Genomic DNA, 15,579 nt, shown 5'->3' with positions numbered 1-15,579 from the left:
GCCTGTCGGTGGGCGTCATCGACGTTGCCGCCGTACTTGAGCTTGGCCCGCACCGCCTCGATGTCGAGGCGCAACCCCCGGATGGCGCGGAGCTTGGCGGCGTGCTCGATGGGGTCGACCGTCCCGCTGCCAGGCTCAAGGTCCGCGAGCTGACGGCGCAGCACCGCGGCCACCTCTTCCGGGTCGTCGAGCACGGTCACCGGGCCCGTCAGCTGCACGGCGCCGTAGTAGGTGGTCGGAATGCCGCGGGCGGGATCTTCGTCGTCGATCGCCTTCCACGCCGCGGGGATGTATGCCCAGTCGCCAGCGACGCTCAGCAGCGCCATGGGCTGCTCGGCTAGCGCGCCGAGCAGCGGGTTCGGCGCAGCCAGGTGCAACCAGACGGTGTCGCCGTCGAGCAGGAACTGAGTGGGAGCGACGACGGGCACGGGGCGACCGGTCCCTGCCGCCACCAGGTGGCCGAAGCCCTGGGCGGTGACGAAATCGCGCCACTCGTCGTCGCCCGCGGCGTCATGCGGGTGGATCAGCACCCGGTCAGTGTGCACCGGAACGCCTGGAGAGTCGGGAAGGGAGGCGTCTACACCTTGATGAAGATCCGTCGCTCGTGCAGCACGTGGCAGAACCACCAGCCGAGAGCCACCCAGATCACACCCCACGTGAGTGAGACGACCGTGGGCCAAGGGACGACTGAGGCGATGACGTCGTCGAGCGGGCCGCGGTGGGGGACGATGGCGGCGAACGCCAGCATGAGCAGCACGTAGACAGCGATGGCGTTGCGCCCCAGCTCCACCAACGGCCGGGTCCAGCGCCGCCATCCCCGCATGTCGATGGCCCACAGGGCGAGGGCGAACCAGCCGAACGACGTGCCGCAGGTGAGCAGCGTGAAGGAGGGGCTCCAGAGCTTCTTGTTGAGCGGTACCCACTGGGCCATCACCAACCCGGCCGCGACGAGGCCGACGGCCCACAGGCCGGCGGTGCGCAGCACGGCCCGGCGGTCGGGCTGTTCGAGGACCCACCGACCGGCGAAGGCGCCCGCCACCACGTTGACGACGCTGATCACCGACTGGGGGATGCCCTCGGTGCGGAAGCCGCCGAAGAACCAGCTGTTGGCGGCGTGGGCGAAGGTCCCGCCGTCGCGCGACCACGGGTCGGCGCCGGGGCCGGCGGTGACGAGGAAGGCTGCCCAGAACCCGAGGACGGTGGCGGCGCACACCGCCACCTGGGCGCGCCAGGGGAGCTTGAGCACCAGCCAGGCCAGGACGTAGGCGATGGCAATGTGCTGGAGCACCCCGGGAATGATGATCGAGAGGTTCTTGGCCGACACGAGACCGATGCCGATGAGGGTGAGCAGCGTCGCTCTTCGGGCCACGCTCCGGCCGGTGGAGGCGCTTGCGGAGAACGGCATCGACGCGCCCACGGCGAAGAGGAACAGGGGGAAGAAGAGGTCGGCGAAGGTGACGCCGTGCCACATCGGGTGCTCGAGCTGAGCGGGCAGGGCGTCGCGCGGGCCCGGGTGCACGGCCAGCAACAGGATGACGATGGCCAGGCCCCGCACGGCGTCGATGGCGAGCACCCGCACCTTGGTGGGTGCGGGCGCGGTCCCCGTCGTGGGTCCGGGGTGGTCGCCAGCGTCGACGACACCGTCTCCGACCGGGGCGACGCCGGCGACGTTGGCCTCGGCCTGCGTCACGCGCCGTCCCCTTCACGGGCGGGGTCGTCGGCCTCCTGGGGCAGGGGTGAGGTCTCCGCCGCCAGCAGGTCGGACATGGTGACGAGCTCGAGGCCCCGGTCGGTGGCGTCGCGGATCATCCGGGGCAGGGCGTCGACCTCGACCTCGCGTCGTTCCCGCGAGGTCGTGGCGTGGTCAGTGTCGGGGTCGAAGGTCCCCCGGCCGATGCCGTCGTGGAGGTCGATGATGTCGCCGGCGCCGAGGTGGGCCTCGACGTAGTCGGCGACCGCGTCGGGGGTGCCCACCCCGGGAGCGCCTCGCTCCACCGACCACAGCAGGGTGTCGTACCCGAGGGCGGCGGCGTACCGGACCGAGGCGCCCGTGAGCTGGCCACGGGGCGGGCGGAACCAGGCGCAGTGTTCGCCGGTCGCGTCCTCGATCGCCTCGTGGGCGCGGGCGATCTCCTCGTACTGGCGCTGGTCGGTCTCGCGGAGGAGGTTCAGGTGAGACCACGTGTGGTTGCCGACCTCGTGGCCGCCGTCGACGACCCGCCGGGCGATGTCGGGGTGGAGGGCGACGTTGTAGCCCATCATCATGAAGGTGCCGCGGGCGCCGTGCTCCTCGAGGATGTCGAGGATGCGGGGGGTGAAGTCGGGGTCGGGCCCGTCGTCGAAGGTGAGGGCGGCCAGGGGGCGCTCGGTCTCGACCGACCAGATGATCCGGTGGGTGCCGGTGCGGGGGTCGAGGGGCTGCTCGAGGCGGACGTCGGCGACGGCGCCTGGCGACTCGGCACTGGCGGTGGCGCGGCCGATCACCACACCGGTGCCCGTGGCCCCGGTCGCGGCCCCGGCGGCACCGATGCCTGCGAGCGCGAGGAAGCGGCGGCGGTCCACGGCCGGAGCGTACCCCCCCTGTCTGTCATCAAACCGCAACATCGGCAACCAACTTGACCGCTTGGTCAAGGCGAGGGGTACCCTCGGCGTGTCCCCGAACGAGACAGGACCTGCCACGCATGGGCTTCCGCTTCGACTCCGTCCCCGCCGTCCGCGACTCTCTCGCCGACGCCAAGTACCTCGCCGACGAGGGCATCGCCGGCGTCGTCTACCTCGCCGACCGGCTCCAGAAGCCCATCCTGGTCGAGGGGCCGGCCGGTACCGGCAAGACCCAGCTGGCCAAGTCCGTCGCCGAGATCACCGGAAGCCGCCTCATCCGCCTGCAGTGCTACGAGGGCCTCGACGAGTCCAAGGCGCTGTACGAGTGGAACTACAAGAAGCAGCTCCTGCGCATCCAGGCCGAGGGCAAGGCCGAGGACTGGTCTCAGATCGAGGAGGACATCTTCTCCGACGAGTTCCTGCTCACCCGTCCGCTGCTCGAGGCCATCCGTGCCGAGGACCCGGTGGTGCTGCTGATCGACGAGGTCGACCGCGTCGAGGTCGAGACCGAGGCGCTGCTCCTCGAGATCCTCTCTGACTACCAGGTGTCCATTCCCGAGCTGGGCACGGTCACGGCCAAGCAGATCCCGATGGTGTTCCTCACCTCGAACAACACCCGCGAGCTCTCCGAGGCCCTCAAGCGCCGCTGCCTCTACCTCCACGTCGACTACCCCGAGCTCGAGCGCGAGAAGGAGATCGTCCTCACCAAGGTCGAGGGCGTCTCCGACAACCTCGCCGACCAGATCGCCCGGGTGGTGCGCTCCATCCGCACGCTCGAGCTCAAGAAGTCGCCGTCGGTGTCGGAGACCATCGACTGGGCCCGCACCCTCGTCCTGCTCGGCATCGAGACCATCGACGCCGAGGTCGCCACCGACACCCTCCACGTCCTCCTCAAGTACCGCACCGACATCCAGAGGGCCGCCAAGGAGCTGTCCACCAACGGCGCCGCCGTCGGCGCCAAGTAGGGCAGCGTGCTCGACCTGCTGGCAGGGTTCATCCAGGAGCTCAGGCGCGCCGGCCTGCCGGTGAGCCTCACCGAGAACCTCGACGCCCACGAGGCCGTCAAGCACATCCCCATCGAGGACCGCGAGGCGTTCAAGTACGCCCTGGCCGCCACGTTGGTGAAGAGCTCGTCGCACTGGAAGGCCTTCGAGACGGTCTTCGAGGTGTACTTCTCGCTGCGCGGGGCGGAGTACCGCATCGATGGCGAGGCCGACGGCGACGCCGCGACCAACGGCGAGCAGGCCGACGGCGAGCTGGGAGACCAGCCCGGCTCCGGCGGCGGTGGTGAGGCCCTCACCGCCGAGGAGCTCGCCGAGATGCTCTATCGGGCCATGATGAACGCCGACGACTCGATGATGCGCGCCGTGGCCAGGCAGGCCGTGCAGCGCTTCGCCGGCATGGAGCCGGGCCGGCCGGTCGGCGGTACCTACTACCTCTACCGCACGCTGCGGAACCTCGATCTCGACGGCGTCGTGGAGCGGATGATGGAGGAGGCCCGCCAACAGGCGGGTGGCGAGCTCACCAGCCTGGAGGAGCGCCTCGAGCGCGACGAGGCCGACCTGCGGGTCGACAAGATGCGCAAGGAGGTCGAGGCCGAGATCCGGCGCCGCCTGGTGGACGACCGGGGCGTGGACGCCATGGCTCGGACGCTGCGCAAGCCCCTTCCCGAGGACGTCGACTTCATGCACGCCAGCCGCGACGAGATGACGGCGCTCAAGCACTCGTTGCAGCCCCTCACCCGCAAGCTCGCCGTCCGTCTCGCTCGCAAGCGCCGCCACGGTCGCAAGGGCCCCCTCGACTTCCGCAGCACCGTGCGGCACTCGCTGTCGTACGGCGGGGTCCCGGCCGAGCCGAAGTTCAAGTACCCCCGCCCCGCGAAGCCCGAGATCTTCGTGGTGGCAGACATCTCCGGATCGGTCGCCGCCTTCGCCCGCTTCACCCTCCAGCTCGTCTACGCCATCAGTGGCCAGTTCTCGAAGGTGCGCTCGTTCGTGTTCATCGACGGGATCGACGAGGTCACCAGCTACTTCGAAGGGGTGGAGGACATCAACGAGGCCGTCCACCGGGTGAACACCGAGGCCGACGTGATCTGGGTCGATGGGCACTCCGACTACGGCCACGCCCTCGAGGTCTTCTGGGAGCGCTACGGCCACGACGTGGGCTCCCGCACCACGGTGCTGCTCCTCGGCGACGCCCGGAACAACTACCACGCTTCGGCGTCGTGGGTGCTCAAGGAGATGGCCCACAAGGCCCGCCACCTGTACTGGCTCAACCCCGAGCCGAGGTCCTACTGGGACACCGGCGACTCGATCGTGGGGGAGTACGGCGCCCACTGCGACGGCGTCTACGAGTGCCGCAACCTGCGACAGCTGGAGCGCTTCGTCGAGGTGCTGGCCTGACCACCCGGCTGCTCCTCCTCCGCCACGGCGAGTCCGAGGTCCAGGCCGCGGGCGTCGTCGGGGGGCCGAAGGGGTGCTCGGGCCTGTCGGCGCTTGGGCGGGCGCAGGTGGCGGCGCTGCGCCATCGTTGGGAGCGGCACCCGCCTGGTGCCGACGTGTTGCTCTCGTCGACGCTGCCCCGTGCGGTCGAGACCGCCGAGCTGCTGGCACCGGCGCTCGGTGGGCTCCCCGTCGAACAGCGAGAAGACCTCTGCGAGCTTTTCCCGGGCGAGTCCGACGCCATCACCTGGGAGGAGTTCCGAGCGCGCTACCGGCCCGACGGCTGGTCGTACGACCCGCACCGACCCATGGCCCCCGGCGCCGAGAGCTGGGTCTCGTTCCAGCAGCGAGTCGCCAGCGCCCTCGACACCGTGGCCCGGCTGCACCACGGCCGCACGGTCGTGGTCGCGTGCCACGGCGGGATCATCGACGGGTCGATGCACCACCTGCTCGGGCTGCCGGTCACCGGTCCTCGCAGCTGGCTGGTCACCAACTCGTCGGTCACCGAGTGGGCCATGACCGACGCTGATGACGGCGAGCCCGGCGGCCGGGCGTGGCGGCTCCTGCGCTTCAACGACGCCGCCCACCTCGAGGGCGTACCTCTCGGCGAAGCAGGCAGCTGACGCGGGAGGTCGGCGTCAGACGGAGGCAGCCTGCCGGGCGGCGACGGCGTCGGCGAGGTCGGTGACGAGGCCGGGGTCGGTCGGCTCACCCAGGTTCAGCGCATAGACGAACGAGGCCACCTCGGCGGTGCGGAGGAACACGAAGTCGAGGTGGGCGGAGAACTCCTGGCTCTCGGCGCTGAGGACGATCGCGATGGTGAGCAGGAGGCTCTCGTCGCCGAAGGTGGGGAAGTCGTCCACGAAGACGATCTCCTCGAACCTGACGTCGACGCCCTCGAGCTCCTCGTCCGAGGTGAACCTCTCCTCGAACGCTGCCCGCAGGCAGGGGATGGTCTCCTCGGCGCGCAGCCGGTCGAAGATCTCTGCGGGCACCTCCTCGTCGTCGTAGATGCTGGTGCCCGACGACACGGTCTGCTTGAGGGCCTCGGGGTTGGAGAACTCCGGCGAGTCGGCCTCGTCCACCTGGCGCTCCTCGATCTCGTCGAGATCGAGGCCGAGGCACTCGCCGAGGACGTCGTCGTCGTCGTCCTCCGCCGTTGGGCCAGCGACCCAGCCCTCGGGAAGGTCGGCCAGCTGGAGGTTGACCTCGGCGGCGACGCCGGGCCCGACACCGTCGCCGTCCGACGTGGTGGTCCCGTCGACGGTGGTGGTGGTCTCGTCGGTGGCCGTGGTGGTGTCGTCGCCGTCGTCACTCCCGCAGGCGGCGAGGACGAGGGACAGGACGAGCAGCCCGGCCACGGGGCGGGCGCGACGACGGAGCAGCGGTGAGGTCGGCATGGTCGAGACCCTACGGCAGGCGGGCGAGGCGCCCATCCTTCGGCCCGAGGATCGCGCGCATGCTCACGGCCGTGCTCGACTCCACCTGACGACCGGGCTTCGGCGCCTCAGCGGCAGGACCGGCAGCGCTGCTTGGGGTCGTGGGTGTGGCCGTCGCCGGCGTGGTCGAAGTAGGTCTTGCCGTCCACGCTGTACACGGTGCCTGCACTCTGGAAGACCTTGGGGTCGCCGGCGGGCCACTCGCCCGGCGTGTAGCGCTTGGCTCCGTCGACCTTGAGCATCCGCCCGGCGCCCTCGTTGCCGACCTCGTCGCGCCCGCGCCCGCTGGAGTCCCAGAAGACCTCGGTGAAGTCGGCGATCACCGAGTAGCTGTTGGGGGTCAGCTTGATGCCGACCGTCCCCACCGGCCCGGCCAGGAACGGCGCATCCCAGAAGCCTTGGGCCATGGTCGCGGGCTTCAGGTTGGGGCCCGCTCGGTGGATGCCGCTGAAGAGGAGGCTGAACGCCGGCTCCCGCACCAGGATCTGGGTGCCCTCGTCGCCGTCGTTGGCGTTGGGTCGAGCGTGGTGGAACTCCTGGTAGGGGGCGGTGTCCTGCAGGTTCGCCGCCGGCACCGGGAGGGGGCTGATCCCGAAGGCGTTGGCCCACTGGGCCTGGTCGTACGTCCGACCGAAGAAGGTGGTGTCGGTGAGGGCGGTGCCGGTGATGAACCACTCGGGGAAGTACTGGTTCTGGGTCGCCGCCTTGGTGAGGAAGATCGGGTAGATCGGGTCGCAGACGCACGCGATGTTGTTGACCCCGGCGGCCTTCATCTGGGCGATGAGGTTGGTGGCCTGGGACTGCCCCTGGGCGGCGTCGTAGGTGTAGGCCACCTTGGCCGCGAGCTTCACGCCGTAGCGGGCCAGCTCCTTCTCGTAGTAGGCGACCGCGTCCTTGGCTCGGGGGTTGAGGCGGTTGCCCACGCCCTCGATGTAGATGAGGCCGAACCTGCGCTGATCGGTGGGCACGCCGGCGACGGTGCCAGTGTGCGCGGCGGGCTTGCCGGCCAGGCGCTTGCCGATGTACTCCGCCATCTGCTGGTAGTACTCCTCCAGCTGCGGCAGGATCGAGTACACGTGCGGTGCGTTCTGCTGGTAGAAGCCCGCGGGCTCGCTGGTGGTGCAGACGCAGATGATCCCCCGTGCCGCCAGCTCGGTGGCGGTGACGGAGGCGGCGCCGATGACGGCGAAGGGCTTGAGGTCGTTGTCGATCTTCACCGCGTCGGCCCGCAGGGCGGCCTCGTCGTCGGTGGCGGCGCTCGACTCGAAGAAGGCGACCTTGACGTCTCGCCCATAGGTCTCGTAGTGCTGGTTGAAGTACTGGGTGAGCGCCCGCGCCGTCTCCATGGTCTGGGGTCGTGGGTCGTCGGCCCCGATGGCCCTGAGGGTGGCCTCGGTGGCGGCGCTCGAGTTCGGGAAGTAGTAGACGAGCCTGATCTCGTCGGCGGTCACGCCCTTGTGGGTGGCGCCGCCGTTGTCGCCACTGAAGATGGGGACGCAGGGCGGGGCGTAGAACGAGAACGACGGCATGGCGCCGTCCTCTCGGCACACCGTGTTGGCCGGAGGTGCACCGCCACCGGGACCTGCGGTGCCGCTGCCGCTGGTTCCGGGACCGCCGGCCCCGCTGTTGCCGCCGGTCGAGCTGCCCGTTCCACCCGTTCCCGAGGTACCACCACCCCCGCCGAACTCGCCGGAGCCGCCGACGTCGGAGGTGTCGTCGGTCCCGAAGCCGGTGCTCGTGTCGCTGCCGCCACGACCACCCGCTGCGTCGGTCCCGTCGAAGCTGTCACCGGTGGCGGCAACGTCCTGGCTGCCGGGGCCGTCGGCGGGCGCCAGCACCACCAGCAGCACCAGTACGGCCACCACGGCAATGGCCGGCCCGTAGCGGTCGAAGATCTCACGCATGGTCAGGTTCATCTCGGCTCCCCAGCGTCGTTGCAGGCAAGTTTCGCTGTCTCGTGGCGGGTTACCTGCCGGACAGGAGAATTATTTTCTCGCGCCGAGCAGGAACCTGCGGCGGTCACGCCGAAACCCCGAGGTGGACCGCCCTGGTGGCGGTGCTCGTCGGCACCAGGGGGACCAGGGTGGAGAAGCGCAGGTCGGCAGGCGTGGCGGCGGCGGTCGACGCCGCGGTCCGCCATCCGGACGCGAAGGTGGGGATGACGGCCTTCGCCGGCGTCCTCTCGTTCCTCATCTTCGTCGGCTTCGTCTTCCCGGCGCCGCCCGCCATCCTCTTCCTCGGCGCCGTGCTCGGCTCGCTCTCGGCGCTCACCGCCATGGGCCTGGTGCTGATCTACCGGGCCAACCGGATCATCAACTTCGCCCAGGGCGACCTGGGAGCCCTCGCAGGTGTCCTGGCCGTCTCCCTGATCGGCGGACCGCGGATCGGCTTCTTCCCCGCCGTGCTGCTCGGGCTGATCGCCGCCCTGCTCATCGGGGCGCTGGTGGAGATCGTCTTCGTGCGGCGCTTCGCCAAGGCACCACGGCTCATCCTCACCGTCGCCACCATCGGGATCGCCCAGCTGCTCGCCGCCGGGCAGCTCGGCGTTCCGGTGCTCTTCGGCTTCAGCCTGGCGCCCCAGGACTTCCCGACCCCGCTCGACTTCTCCTTCGCCTGGGACCCGGTGGTGTTCCGCGGGAACGAGGTCTTCGCCATCCTCGTGGTGCCGCTGGTGGTGGTGGGCCTGGGTGCGTTCTTCCGGTTCAGCCGCTTGGGCATGGCGGTCCGGGCATCGGCTGAGTCGTCCGACCGGGCGCTGCTCCTCGGCATCCCGGTGAAGCGGATCGGCACCTACGTCTGGATCCTCGCCGCCGCCCTCTCCGGGGTGGCCGCCCTCCTGCGGGCCCCGATCGTGGGCGTGTCGATCGGCACCGTGCTCGGCCCCGGCCTCCTCCTGCGAGCGCTGGCGGCGGCGGTCATCGGACGCATGCAGAACCTGCCCGTCACCTTCGCCGCCGCCATCGTGCTGGGCATGGTCGAGCAGGCGGTGGTGTGGTCGACCGGCCGCACCCTCATCGCCGACGTCGTCCTCTTCTTCGTCATCGTGGCGGCGCTCCTCTTCCAGCGTCGGGGCGACATCTCCCGCGCTGTCGAGCGAGGCCAGTCGTCGTGGCAGGCCATCGGGGAGATCCGCCCCATCCCCCCCGAGCTGATCCGGCTGCCCGAGGTCCGCTGGGGGTCCTTCGGGATGCGCGCCCTCGTGATCGCGGTCCTGATCGTGCTCCCGCTCGGCTTCGGACCCGGGACGGTGAACCTGATGTCCTACGCCCTGATCCTCGGCATCCTGGCCATCTCCCTGCTCATCCTCACCGGGTGGGCCGGCGAGATCAGCCTCGGGCAATGGGCCTTCGCCGGCTTTGGGGCCGCGGTGGCCGGCACCGTGGCACAAGGTGGGGGCAACTTCTTCGTGGCCCTCGGCCTCGCCGGCCTGGCCGGGGCGGCCGTCTCCATCGTCATCGGGTTGCCCGCCCTGCGCATCCGCGGTCCCTTCCTCGCCGTGGCCACCTTCGGGTTCGCCCTCGCCAGCTCGTCGTTCTTCTTGAACCAGGAGTTCTCGTTCTTCGCCTGGTACGTCCCCGACCCGTTCCAGCGGATCCTCCGGCCCGACCTCTTCGGCCGCTACGACCTGGAGTCGGAGACGACGTACTACTACGTGGTGCTGGCGCTCCTCGGCCTCGTCATGCTCTCGGTGCGGTCGCTGCGCCGGAGCCGCACGGGGCGGGTCCTCGTCGCCACCCGGGAGAACGAGCGGGCGGCGCAGGCGTTCGGCGTCAACCTCATCCGTGCCCGCCTCACCGGCTTCGCCCTGTCGGGCTTCTTCGCCGCCCTCGCCGGCGGGCTGTTCGCCCTGCACCAGCACAACATGATCCGCAGCCAGCTGCAGCCGGCGGAGAGCATCGCCCTGTTCAGCATCGTCGTCTTCGGTGGGCTGGGCTCGATGGCCGGGGTGCTGCTCGGGGTGGCGTGGTTCTCGGTGCTCACCTACGCCGTGGCCTCACCGACCCTGCGGTTGCTCACCACCGGCTTCGGCCTCCTGATCATCCTGCTCGTCCTGCCCGGCGGGCTCGGCCAGCTCGTCTACGGCGCTCGCGACTCGGTGCTGCGACGGGTGGCGCGCCGTCGAGGCCTGGTGGTGCCAAGCCTCATCGCCGACGTGCGGGAGGACGATGTCGACGCCGCCACCGCCGCGGCAGCCGAGGAGGCCCACATCCCCGAGCTGGCCGACGATCCTGACGACCGAGCGGAGGTGCCGGTCCCGTGACGCTGGCCCCGGAGGCACCGCTCGTCGAGCCGCCCGACCTCGCGCGGGTCGGCCTCATCACCCGGTTGCGCGGCATCTCGCTGCGCTCGTCGCTCCTGCCGCTCGGCATCCTCTTCGGGCTGAACGCCGTCGACGAGCTCGACCGCAGCGCCTTCAACGTCCTCATCCCCGAGATCCAGAAGGCCTTCGGCCTCAACCTGCAGGGCATCCTGTCGCTCGTCGGCGTCGTCACCTTCCTCGCCCTCGGCGGGCAGGTGCTCGTCGGCTACTACGCCGACCGGTTCAGCCGCACCCGGATGGCCATCGCCGGCGCCGCCGCATGGGGCACCTTCAGCCTCCTCACCGGCCTGGCACCCATCGTCCTCATCCTGGTGCTGGCGCGAGTGGGCTCGTCGCTCGGCAAGGCCGTCAACGACCCCACCCACAACTCGCTCCTGGCCGACTACTACGAGCCGCCGGACCGCGTCACGGTCTTCTTCTCCCACCGCATCGCCAACAACGTGGGTCAGGTGCTCGGGCCCGTCCTCGCCGGTGGCCTCGCCCTCGCCTTCGGCTTCCGGGCGCCGTTCATCCTCTTCGCCATCCCCACCTTCGTCTTCGTCGTCCTGGCCGTGCGGCACCTGAAGGAGCCGGTGCGCGGCGGTCACGAGCGCCGTGCCGCCGGCGGCAACGACGCCCAGGTGGCCACCGAGGAAGCTCCCCCCACCTTCGGCGAGGCATGGCGAGCGTGCATGCAGGTCCGCTCCCTCCGGCGGGTCTTCTACTCACTGCCCTTCATCGCCGGCTCGCTCGTCGGCGTCGGGTCGCTCTACTCGCTGCTGTACGAGGAGCGCTTCGGCCTCAACGAGCTCGAGCGCGGGTTGATCTTCGGCGCGGCTGAGCCGGTGCAGGCGTGCGCTGCCATCTTCATCGGCATCCCGCTCGCCACCAGGCTCTTCCTCAAGGACCCCGGCCTCATCCTCCGCCTGCTCGGGTCGCTGTCGCTCATCATCGCCGCCGGCCTGGCCGGCCTGGCCCTCATCCCCACGCTGCTCGGCGTCGTCCCGATGCAGATGGTCGTCAGCGGTGCCGGCGCCATCGTCACCCCTGGCATCTACGCCGTGCTCTCGACCGTGCTCCCGCCCCGGGCGCGGGCCATGGGCTTCGGCATCGGCGCACTCTGGGCCATGCCCGGGGCCCTGGTGCTGCTGTTGGTCGGCGCCGTGGGGGAGCGGGTGGGCCTCACGGGTGGCATCTTGATGCTCGTCCCGGTGTTCCTCACCGGTGCCCTCATCCTGGCGTCTGGCGGCCGCTTCGTCGCCGAGGACATCGAACGGGTGCGGCTCTCCGCCCTGGCGCAGTCGGAGACGCTCCTCAGCCGCGAGCGCGGCGAGGGGGCGTTGCTGATGTGCCGCGACGTCGACGTCTCCTACGGCCAGACCCAGGTGCTCTTCGGCGTCGACTTCCACGTCGACGAGGGGGAGATCGTGGCCCTCCTCGGCACCAACGGCGCCGGCAAGTCGACCCTGCTCAACGCCATTTGCGGGCTGGTGGAGCCCGGTGGCGCCATCGTCTTCGACGGGCGCGACATCACCACCCTCCCGGCCAACGCCACAGCCGCGGCGGGCATCGTGATGATGCCCGGCGGCAAGGGCGTCTTCCCTACCCTGACCGTGGCCGAGAACCTCGAGCTCGCAGGATGGCTCTTCCAGAAGGACCCGGAGCACGTACGCCAGGCGACGGAGCAGGTCCTCGAGTACTTCCCCATCCTCCGGGAGCGAAGCGACCAGCGGGCCGGCAACCTCTCTGGCGGGGAGCAGCAGATGCTGACCCTCGGGCAGGCGTTCATCGCCAAGCCTCGCCTGCTCATGATCGACGAGCTGACCCTCGGGCTGGCGCCGGTCATCGTCGAGCAGCTGCTCGGCATCGTGCGCGCCATCCACGCCACCGGCACGACGATCATCCTGGTCGAGCAGTCGGTCAACGTCGCCATCACCCTGGCCGAGCGCGCCGTGTTCATGGAGAAGGGCGAGGTCCGCTTCGACGGACCCACCGCCGAGCTGCTCGACCGCCCCGACGTGCTGCGCGCCGTCTTCCTCCAGGGAGCGGGGAGCATCGACGGGCCCACCGCGTCAACGGCGCCAGCTGCCACCTCGGTGCGCCCCCGGCACCGGTTCGCAGCCGTCTGCGAGTCCTGCGGGATCGAGCACGCTCCCGTCCTCGAGGTGCACGAGATCGGCATCAACTTCGGGGGGATCCGAGCCGTCGACGATGTCTCCTTCTCCGTCCGGGAGGGTGAGATCCTCGGCCTCATCGGACCGAACGGCGCCGGCAAGACCACCGTGTTCGACCTCATCTCCGGCTTCCTCACCACCAGCACCGGCCGGGTGGTGCTCGGCGGGGAGGACGTCACCGAGCTCGGCCCCGACGTCCGGGCCGTCCGGGGGCTCGGCCGGTCGTTCCAGGACGCCCGGCTGTTCCCCTCGATGACCGTCGCCGAGAACCTGGCCATCGCCCAGGAGCGCCACATCCGCACGCGCGATCCGCTGGCGGCTGCGCTCGGCTCGCCGGCGACCAAGGTGTCGGAGCGGCTCGTCCGGGAGCGGGTCGACGAGCTGATCGAGCTGATGAACCTCGAGGCCTTCGCCAACAAGTTCGTGTCCGAGCTGTCCACCGGCAGCCGACGGGTCGTCGATCTGGCGTGCACCATGGCCCACCAGCCGAAGGTGCTCCTCCTCGACGAGCCGTCGTCGGGCATCGCCCAGCGCGAGACGGAGGCACTGGGGCCGCTGCTGTTGCAGATGCGAGACCGCACCGGAGCTGCCCTCCTCCTCATCGAGCACGACATGCCACTGATCACGGGCGTGGCCGACCGCATGCTGGCGCTCGAGCTCGGGAGGGTGATCGCGAGCGGTGATCCCGAGGAGGTCGTGGGCGACGCGCGGGTGATCGAGTCGTACCTCGGCGGCGACGGGGCGGTGATCCACCGTTCGGGCGCAGGCACGACGTCGGAGGTGAGGAGCTCCCCGAGCCGGGCCCGCCGAACCCGTCCGCTGGTGGCGGGCCGCCCCGATGCGACGGATGGAGGTTTGCGGTGAGGTCTGGGAAGAGGGCTGTCGCCGGTGTGACCGTCGCTGGTGCCCTCCTGCTCCTGGCGGGTGGGGCGCTCGAGGCGCAGGAACGTCAGGTCGATGTCGGCTGGTGGACGAGGTCGCCGGCCCAGGGCGCACCAGACGGGGGCTTCGCCGTGGCGAACGCACCCGACGGTCCGCTCACGGTGGCCGCGCTCGCCGTGCCCGGCTCCGACGGGGCGACCTCGGCATCGCTCGAGGTGGTCGAGACCGGTGGCCTCGGTCAGGACGGTGCCAGCATCGAGGTGTGCGTGGCGTCTACGCCCTGGACGCCAATCGAGGGCGGCGCACTGGCCGACGCGCCAGAGGCCGACTGCGACGCTGGGCAGGCGACGCTTGAGCGCGACGGACCATCGGCGCGCTGGCGAGCCGACCTCACCGGTCTCCTCGCCGGCACGGTCGGCGATCTCTCGGTGGTGCTCCGACCCGCTCAGGGAGAGGGGCCGATCGGGCCGAGTCCCTTCGACGTGCGCTTCGCCCAGCCGTCGTTCACGGTCGTCGGGGTGCCGAGTGGGTCCACCGGCGGCGATGGTGGAACGGATGAGCCGTTCGCGCCGTCCGATCCCTCCGACGGCTCCGCCGCGCCGTCAGAACCTGCGCCGTCCTCGTCGGGTGGCTTCGACTCGGGCACGAGCACCCCCTTCGGGGTGCCGGCCGCTCCCTCCCCGGCCATCACCCCCGGGGCCCCGGTCGAGTCGGCGCCACAACCCCTCGGGGTCGTGGAGGACGGGGTGACCGCGCCCGCCGGTGCCCTCACCGCCCCTCGACCGCTCATCGGTTCCACCGACGTCGAGGCGAGCGCGCAATGGGGCCAGGCGCTGGCCTTCGTGCTGGTGTCCCTGGTGGCAGCCATCGCCGCCGGTGGGGCCAACCGATGGCGCCGGCTCAACGGCCGACCCGCCTGAGGTCGGGCCCACCCGTTCAGGTGTGGTGGATGGTGTCGAGCACGTCGTCGAGGTAGCCGAAGAGCGCTGGTCGCCCGGCACCGGAGCGGAGCTGGAGGGCGAGTCGGCGGCTCCGGGCGACGATGTCGCGTGCGGCCCGTCCCGGCCACGGCCGGGGGAGCAGCTCGGGAGGGAGGTAGGGGTCGATCGAGGAGCACCGGCCGTAGCGCAGGGCCATGGTGAGGGCGAGGGGGAGGAAGTCGGAGTCGGTGATCCGCTCTCGCCGATCCCGCTGGGCTTCCAGGGCCTCGGGCACGCCGGCGTGGGTGGCGACGAACGCCTCGTAGCGCGCCGCCACCTCCTCGAGTGGCCAGAGCGAGGCGGCGAGGGCGCGAGGGTCCCGCACGCCGCCCACCTCGAGGTCGTCGGTGCAGGCCAAGGTGAGGGTGTCCTCCACCCCCAGGCGCTTCGCCGCGGCGCGCAGCTCGTCCTCCCAGGGGTGCGGCGAGGCGTAGAGGCCGCCCTGGATTGGTGCGCCGCCGAGGGAGAGGATCGTGTCGCGCACGGCGTCGCGGGCGGCGCGTCGGGCCTCCGGGATGGCGAAGGCGGCCAAGCGCCAGCGGCGGTCCCAGCCCCGGCCGGCGGCGTCCTGGGCGAAGGCGCGGCGCAGGCGGAGGTGCTGCTCGGCGAGGCGAGAGGCGCCGGCCTCGGTGGCGGTGTAGACGGCGCTGCGTCCCGCCCCCTGGCGCTCGAAGAGGCCCTCGGTGACGAGGCGACGCAGGCACGATCGCACCTGCTCGGCGGTCTGGCCACAGGCCTCGGCCACCGGGAGGATCTCCTCGG

Annotated in this window: 12 protein-coding genes; 6 read left to right on the top strand and 6 right to left on the bottom strand. The window is 71.0% G+C overall.

Translation table 11 applies throughout. The features are described 5' to 3' along the window. From VMN58_00360 to VMN58_00350, 3 genes are all read right to left on the bottom strand, one after another. On the bottom strand, positions 1-530 hold a 530-nt coding region (locus VMN58_00360), incomplete at its 3' end, for an FMN-binding negative transcriptional regulator (GenBank protein HUF31642.1). Between the two features lie 47 nt (positions 531-577). Then, positions 578-1,690 carry a heparan-alpha-glucosaminide N-acetyltransferase domain-containing protein gene (locus VMN58_00355; GenBank protein ID HUF31641.1) on the bottom strand — a complete coding sequence of 371 codons (1,113 nt, stop codon included), beginning with the start codon at positions 1,688-1,690 and terminating at the stop codon, positions 578-580. Next, positions 1,687-2,562, bottom strand: a complete 876-nt coding sequence (locus VMN58_00350; protein HUF31640.1) for a polysaccharide deacetylase family protein — start codon at positions 2,560-2,562, stop codon at positions 1,687-1,689. Before VMN58_00350 ends, VMN58_00355 begins: the two co-directional genes overlap by 4 nt. Before the next feature lie 119 nt (positions 2,563-2,681). Between VMN58_00350 and VMN58_00345 the strand changes: the two genes are divergently transcribed. The 3 genes from VMN58_00345 to VMN58_00335 are packed head-to-tail and all read left to right on the top strand — an operon-like array spanning position 2,682 to position 5,665. Further along, positions 2,682-3,566 (top strand): MoxR family ATPase, encoded by an 885-nt coding sequence (locus tag VMN58_00345; protein HUF31639.1) that lies wholly within the window; start codon positions 2,682-2,684, stop codon positions 3,564-3,566. Positions 3,567-3,572: 6 nt separating this feature from the next. Then, the gene (locus tag VMN58_00340; protein HUF31638.1) at positions 3,573-5,003 is read left to right on the top strand and encodes a VWA domain-containing protein; all 1,431 of its coding nucleotides are present in this window, start codon (positions 3,573-3,575) and stop codon (positions 5,001-5,003) included. Then, positions 4,955-5,665: a histidine phosphatase family protein gene (locus VMN58_00335; protein ID HUF31637.1), complete on the top strand. Its 711-nt coding sequence runs from the start codon at positions 4,955-4,957 to the stop codon at positions 5,663-5,665. Before VMN58_00340 ends, VMN58_00335 begins: the two co-directional genes overlap by 49 nt. 15 nt (positions 5,666-5,680) lie before the next feature. Here the strand turns inward: VMN58_00335 and VMN58_00330 are convergent, their stop codons facing one another. Together VMN58_00330 and VMN58_00325 are read right to left on the bottom strand one after the other, a co-directional pair. Further along, the gene (locus tag VMN58_00330) at positions 5,681-6,442 is read right to left on the bottom strand and encodes a hypothetical protein (protein HUF31636.1); all 762 of its coding nucleotides are present in this window, start codon (positions 6,440-6,442) and stop codon (positions 5,681-5,683) included. A gap of 107 nt (positions 6,443-6,549) precedes the next feature. Beyond that, positions 6,550-8,385, bottom strand: a complete 1,836-nt coding sequence (locus VMN58_00325; protein ID HUF31635.1) for a hypothetical protein — start codon at positions 8,383-8,385, stop codon at positions 6,550-6,552. A 179-nt stretch (positions 8,386-8,564) separates the two neighbouring features. Here VMN58_00325 and VMN58_00320 point away from each other — a divergent pair, with 179 nt between their 5' ends. Genes VMN58_00320 through VMN58_00310 form a run of 3 tightly spaced genes read left to right on the top strand, consistent with a single transcriptional unit; the run spans position 8,565 to position 14,757 of the window. Then, entirely contained in the window at positions 8,565-10,742 is a 2,178-nt protein-coding gene (locus VMN58_00320; GenBank protein ID HUF31634.1) for an ABC transporter permease, read from the top strand. Further along, positions 10,739-13,819, top strand: coding sequence for an MFS transporter (locus VMN58_00315; protein ID HUF31633.1), 3,081 nt, complete (start codon positions 10,739-10,741; stop codon positions 13,817-13,819). The genes VMN58_00320 and VMN58_00315 overlap by 4 nt, the downstream gene beginning before the upstream one ends. A gap of 26 nt (positions 13,820-13,845) precedes the next feature. Then, the gene (locus tag VMN58_00310; protein ID HUF31632.1) at positions 13,846-14,757 is read left to right on the top strand and encodes a hypothetical protein; all 912 of its coding nucleotides are present in this window, start codon (positions 13,846-13,848) and stop codon (positions 14,755-14,757) included. Between the two features lie 16 nt (positions 14,758-14,773). On the opposite strand, the gene VMN58_00305 is transcribed toward VMN58_00310, so the two are convergent. Beyond that, the coding region (locus VMN58_00305) for a PaaX family transcriptional regulator C-terminal domain-containing protein (protein ID HUF31631.1) at positions 14,774-15,579 on the bottom strand (806 nt) is incomplete at its 5' end.

The sequence above is a fragment of the Acidimicrobiales bacterium genome (assembly GCA_035512495.1).
In the GTDB taxonomy this organism is placed as follows: Bacteria; Actinomycetota; Acidimicrobiia; order Acidimicrobiales; family CADCSY01; genus DATKDW01.
This window is presented reverse-complemented; position numbering and strand designations above follow the sequence as displayed.

What these genes read in the sequence shown, in the direction of transcription:
- VMN58_00325 (HUF31635.1), bottom strand. Translation starts at nt 8,385, where the DNA reads ATGCGTGAGATCTTCGACCGCTACGGGCCGGCCATTGCCGTGGTGGCC.
- VMN58_00345 (HUF31639.1), top strand. Translation starts at nt 2,682, where the DNA reads ATGGGCTTCCGCTTCGACTCCGTCCCCGCCGTCCGCGACTCTCTCGCC.
- VMN58_00330 (HUF31636.1), bottom strand. Translation starts at nt 6,442, where the DNA reads ATGCCGACCTCACCGCTGCTCCGTCGTCGCGCCCGCCCCGTGGCCGGG.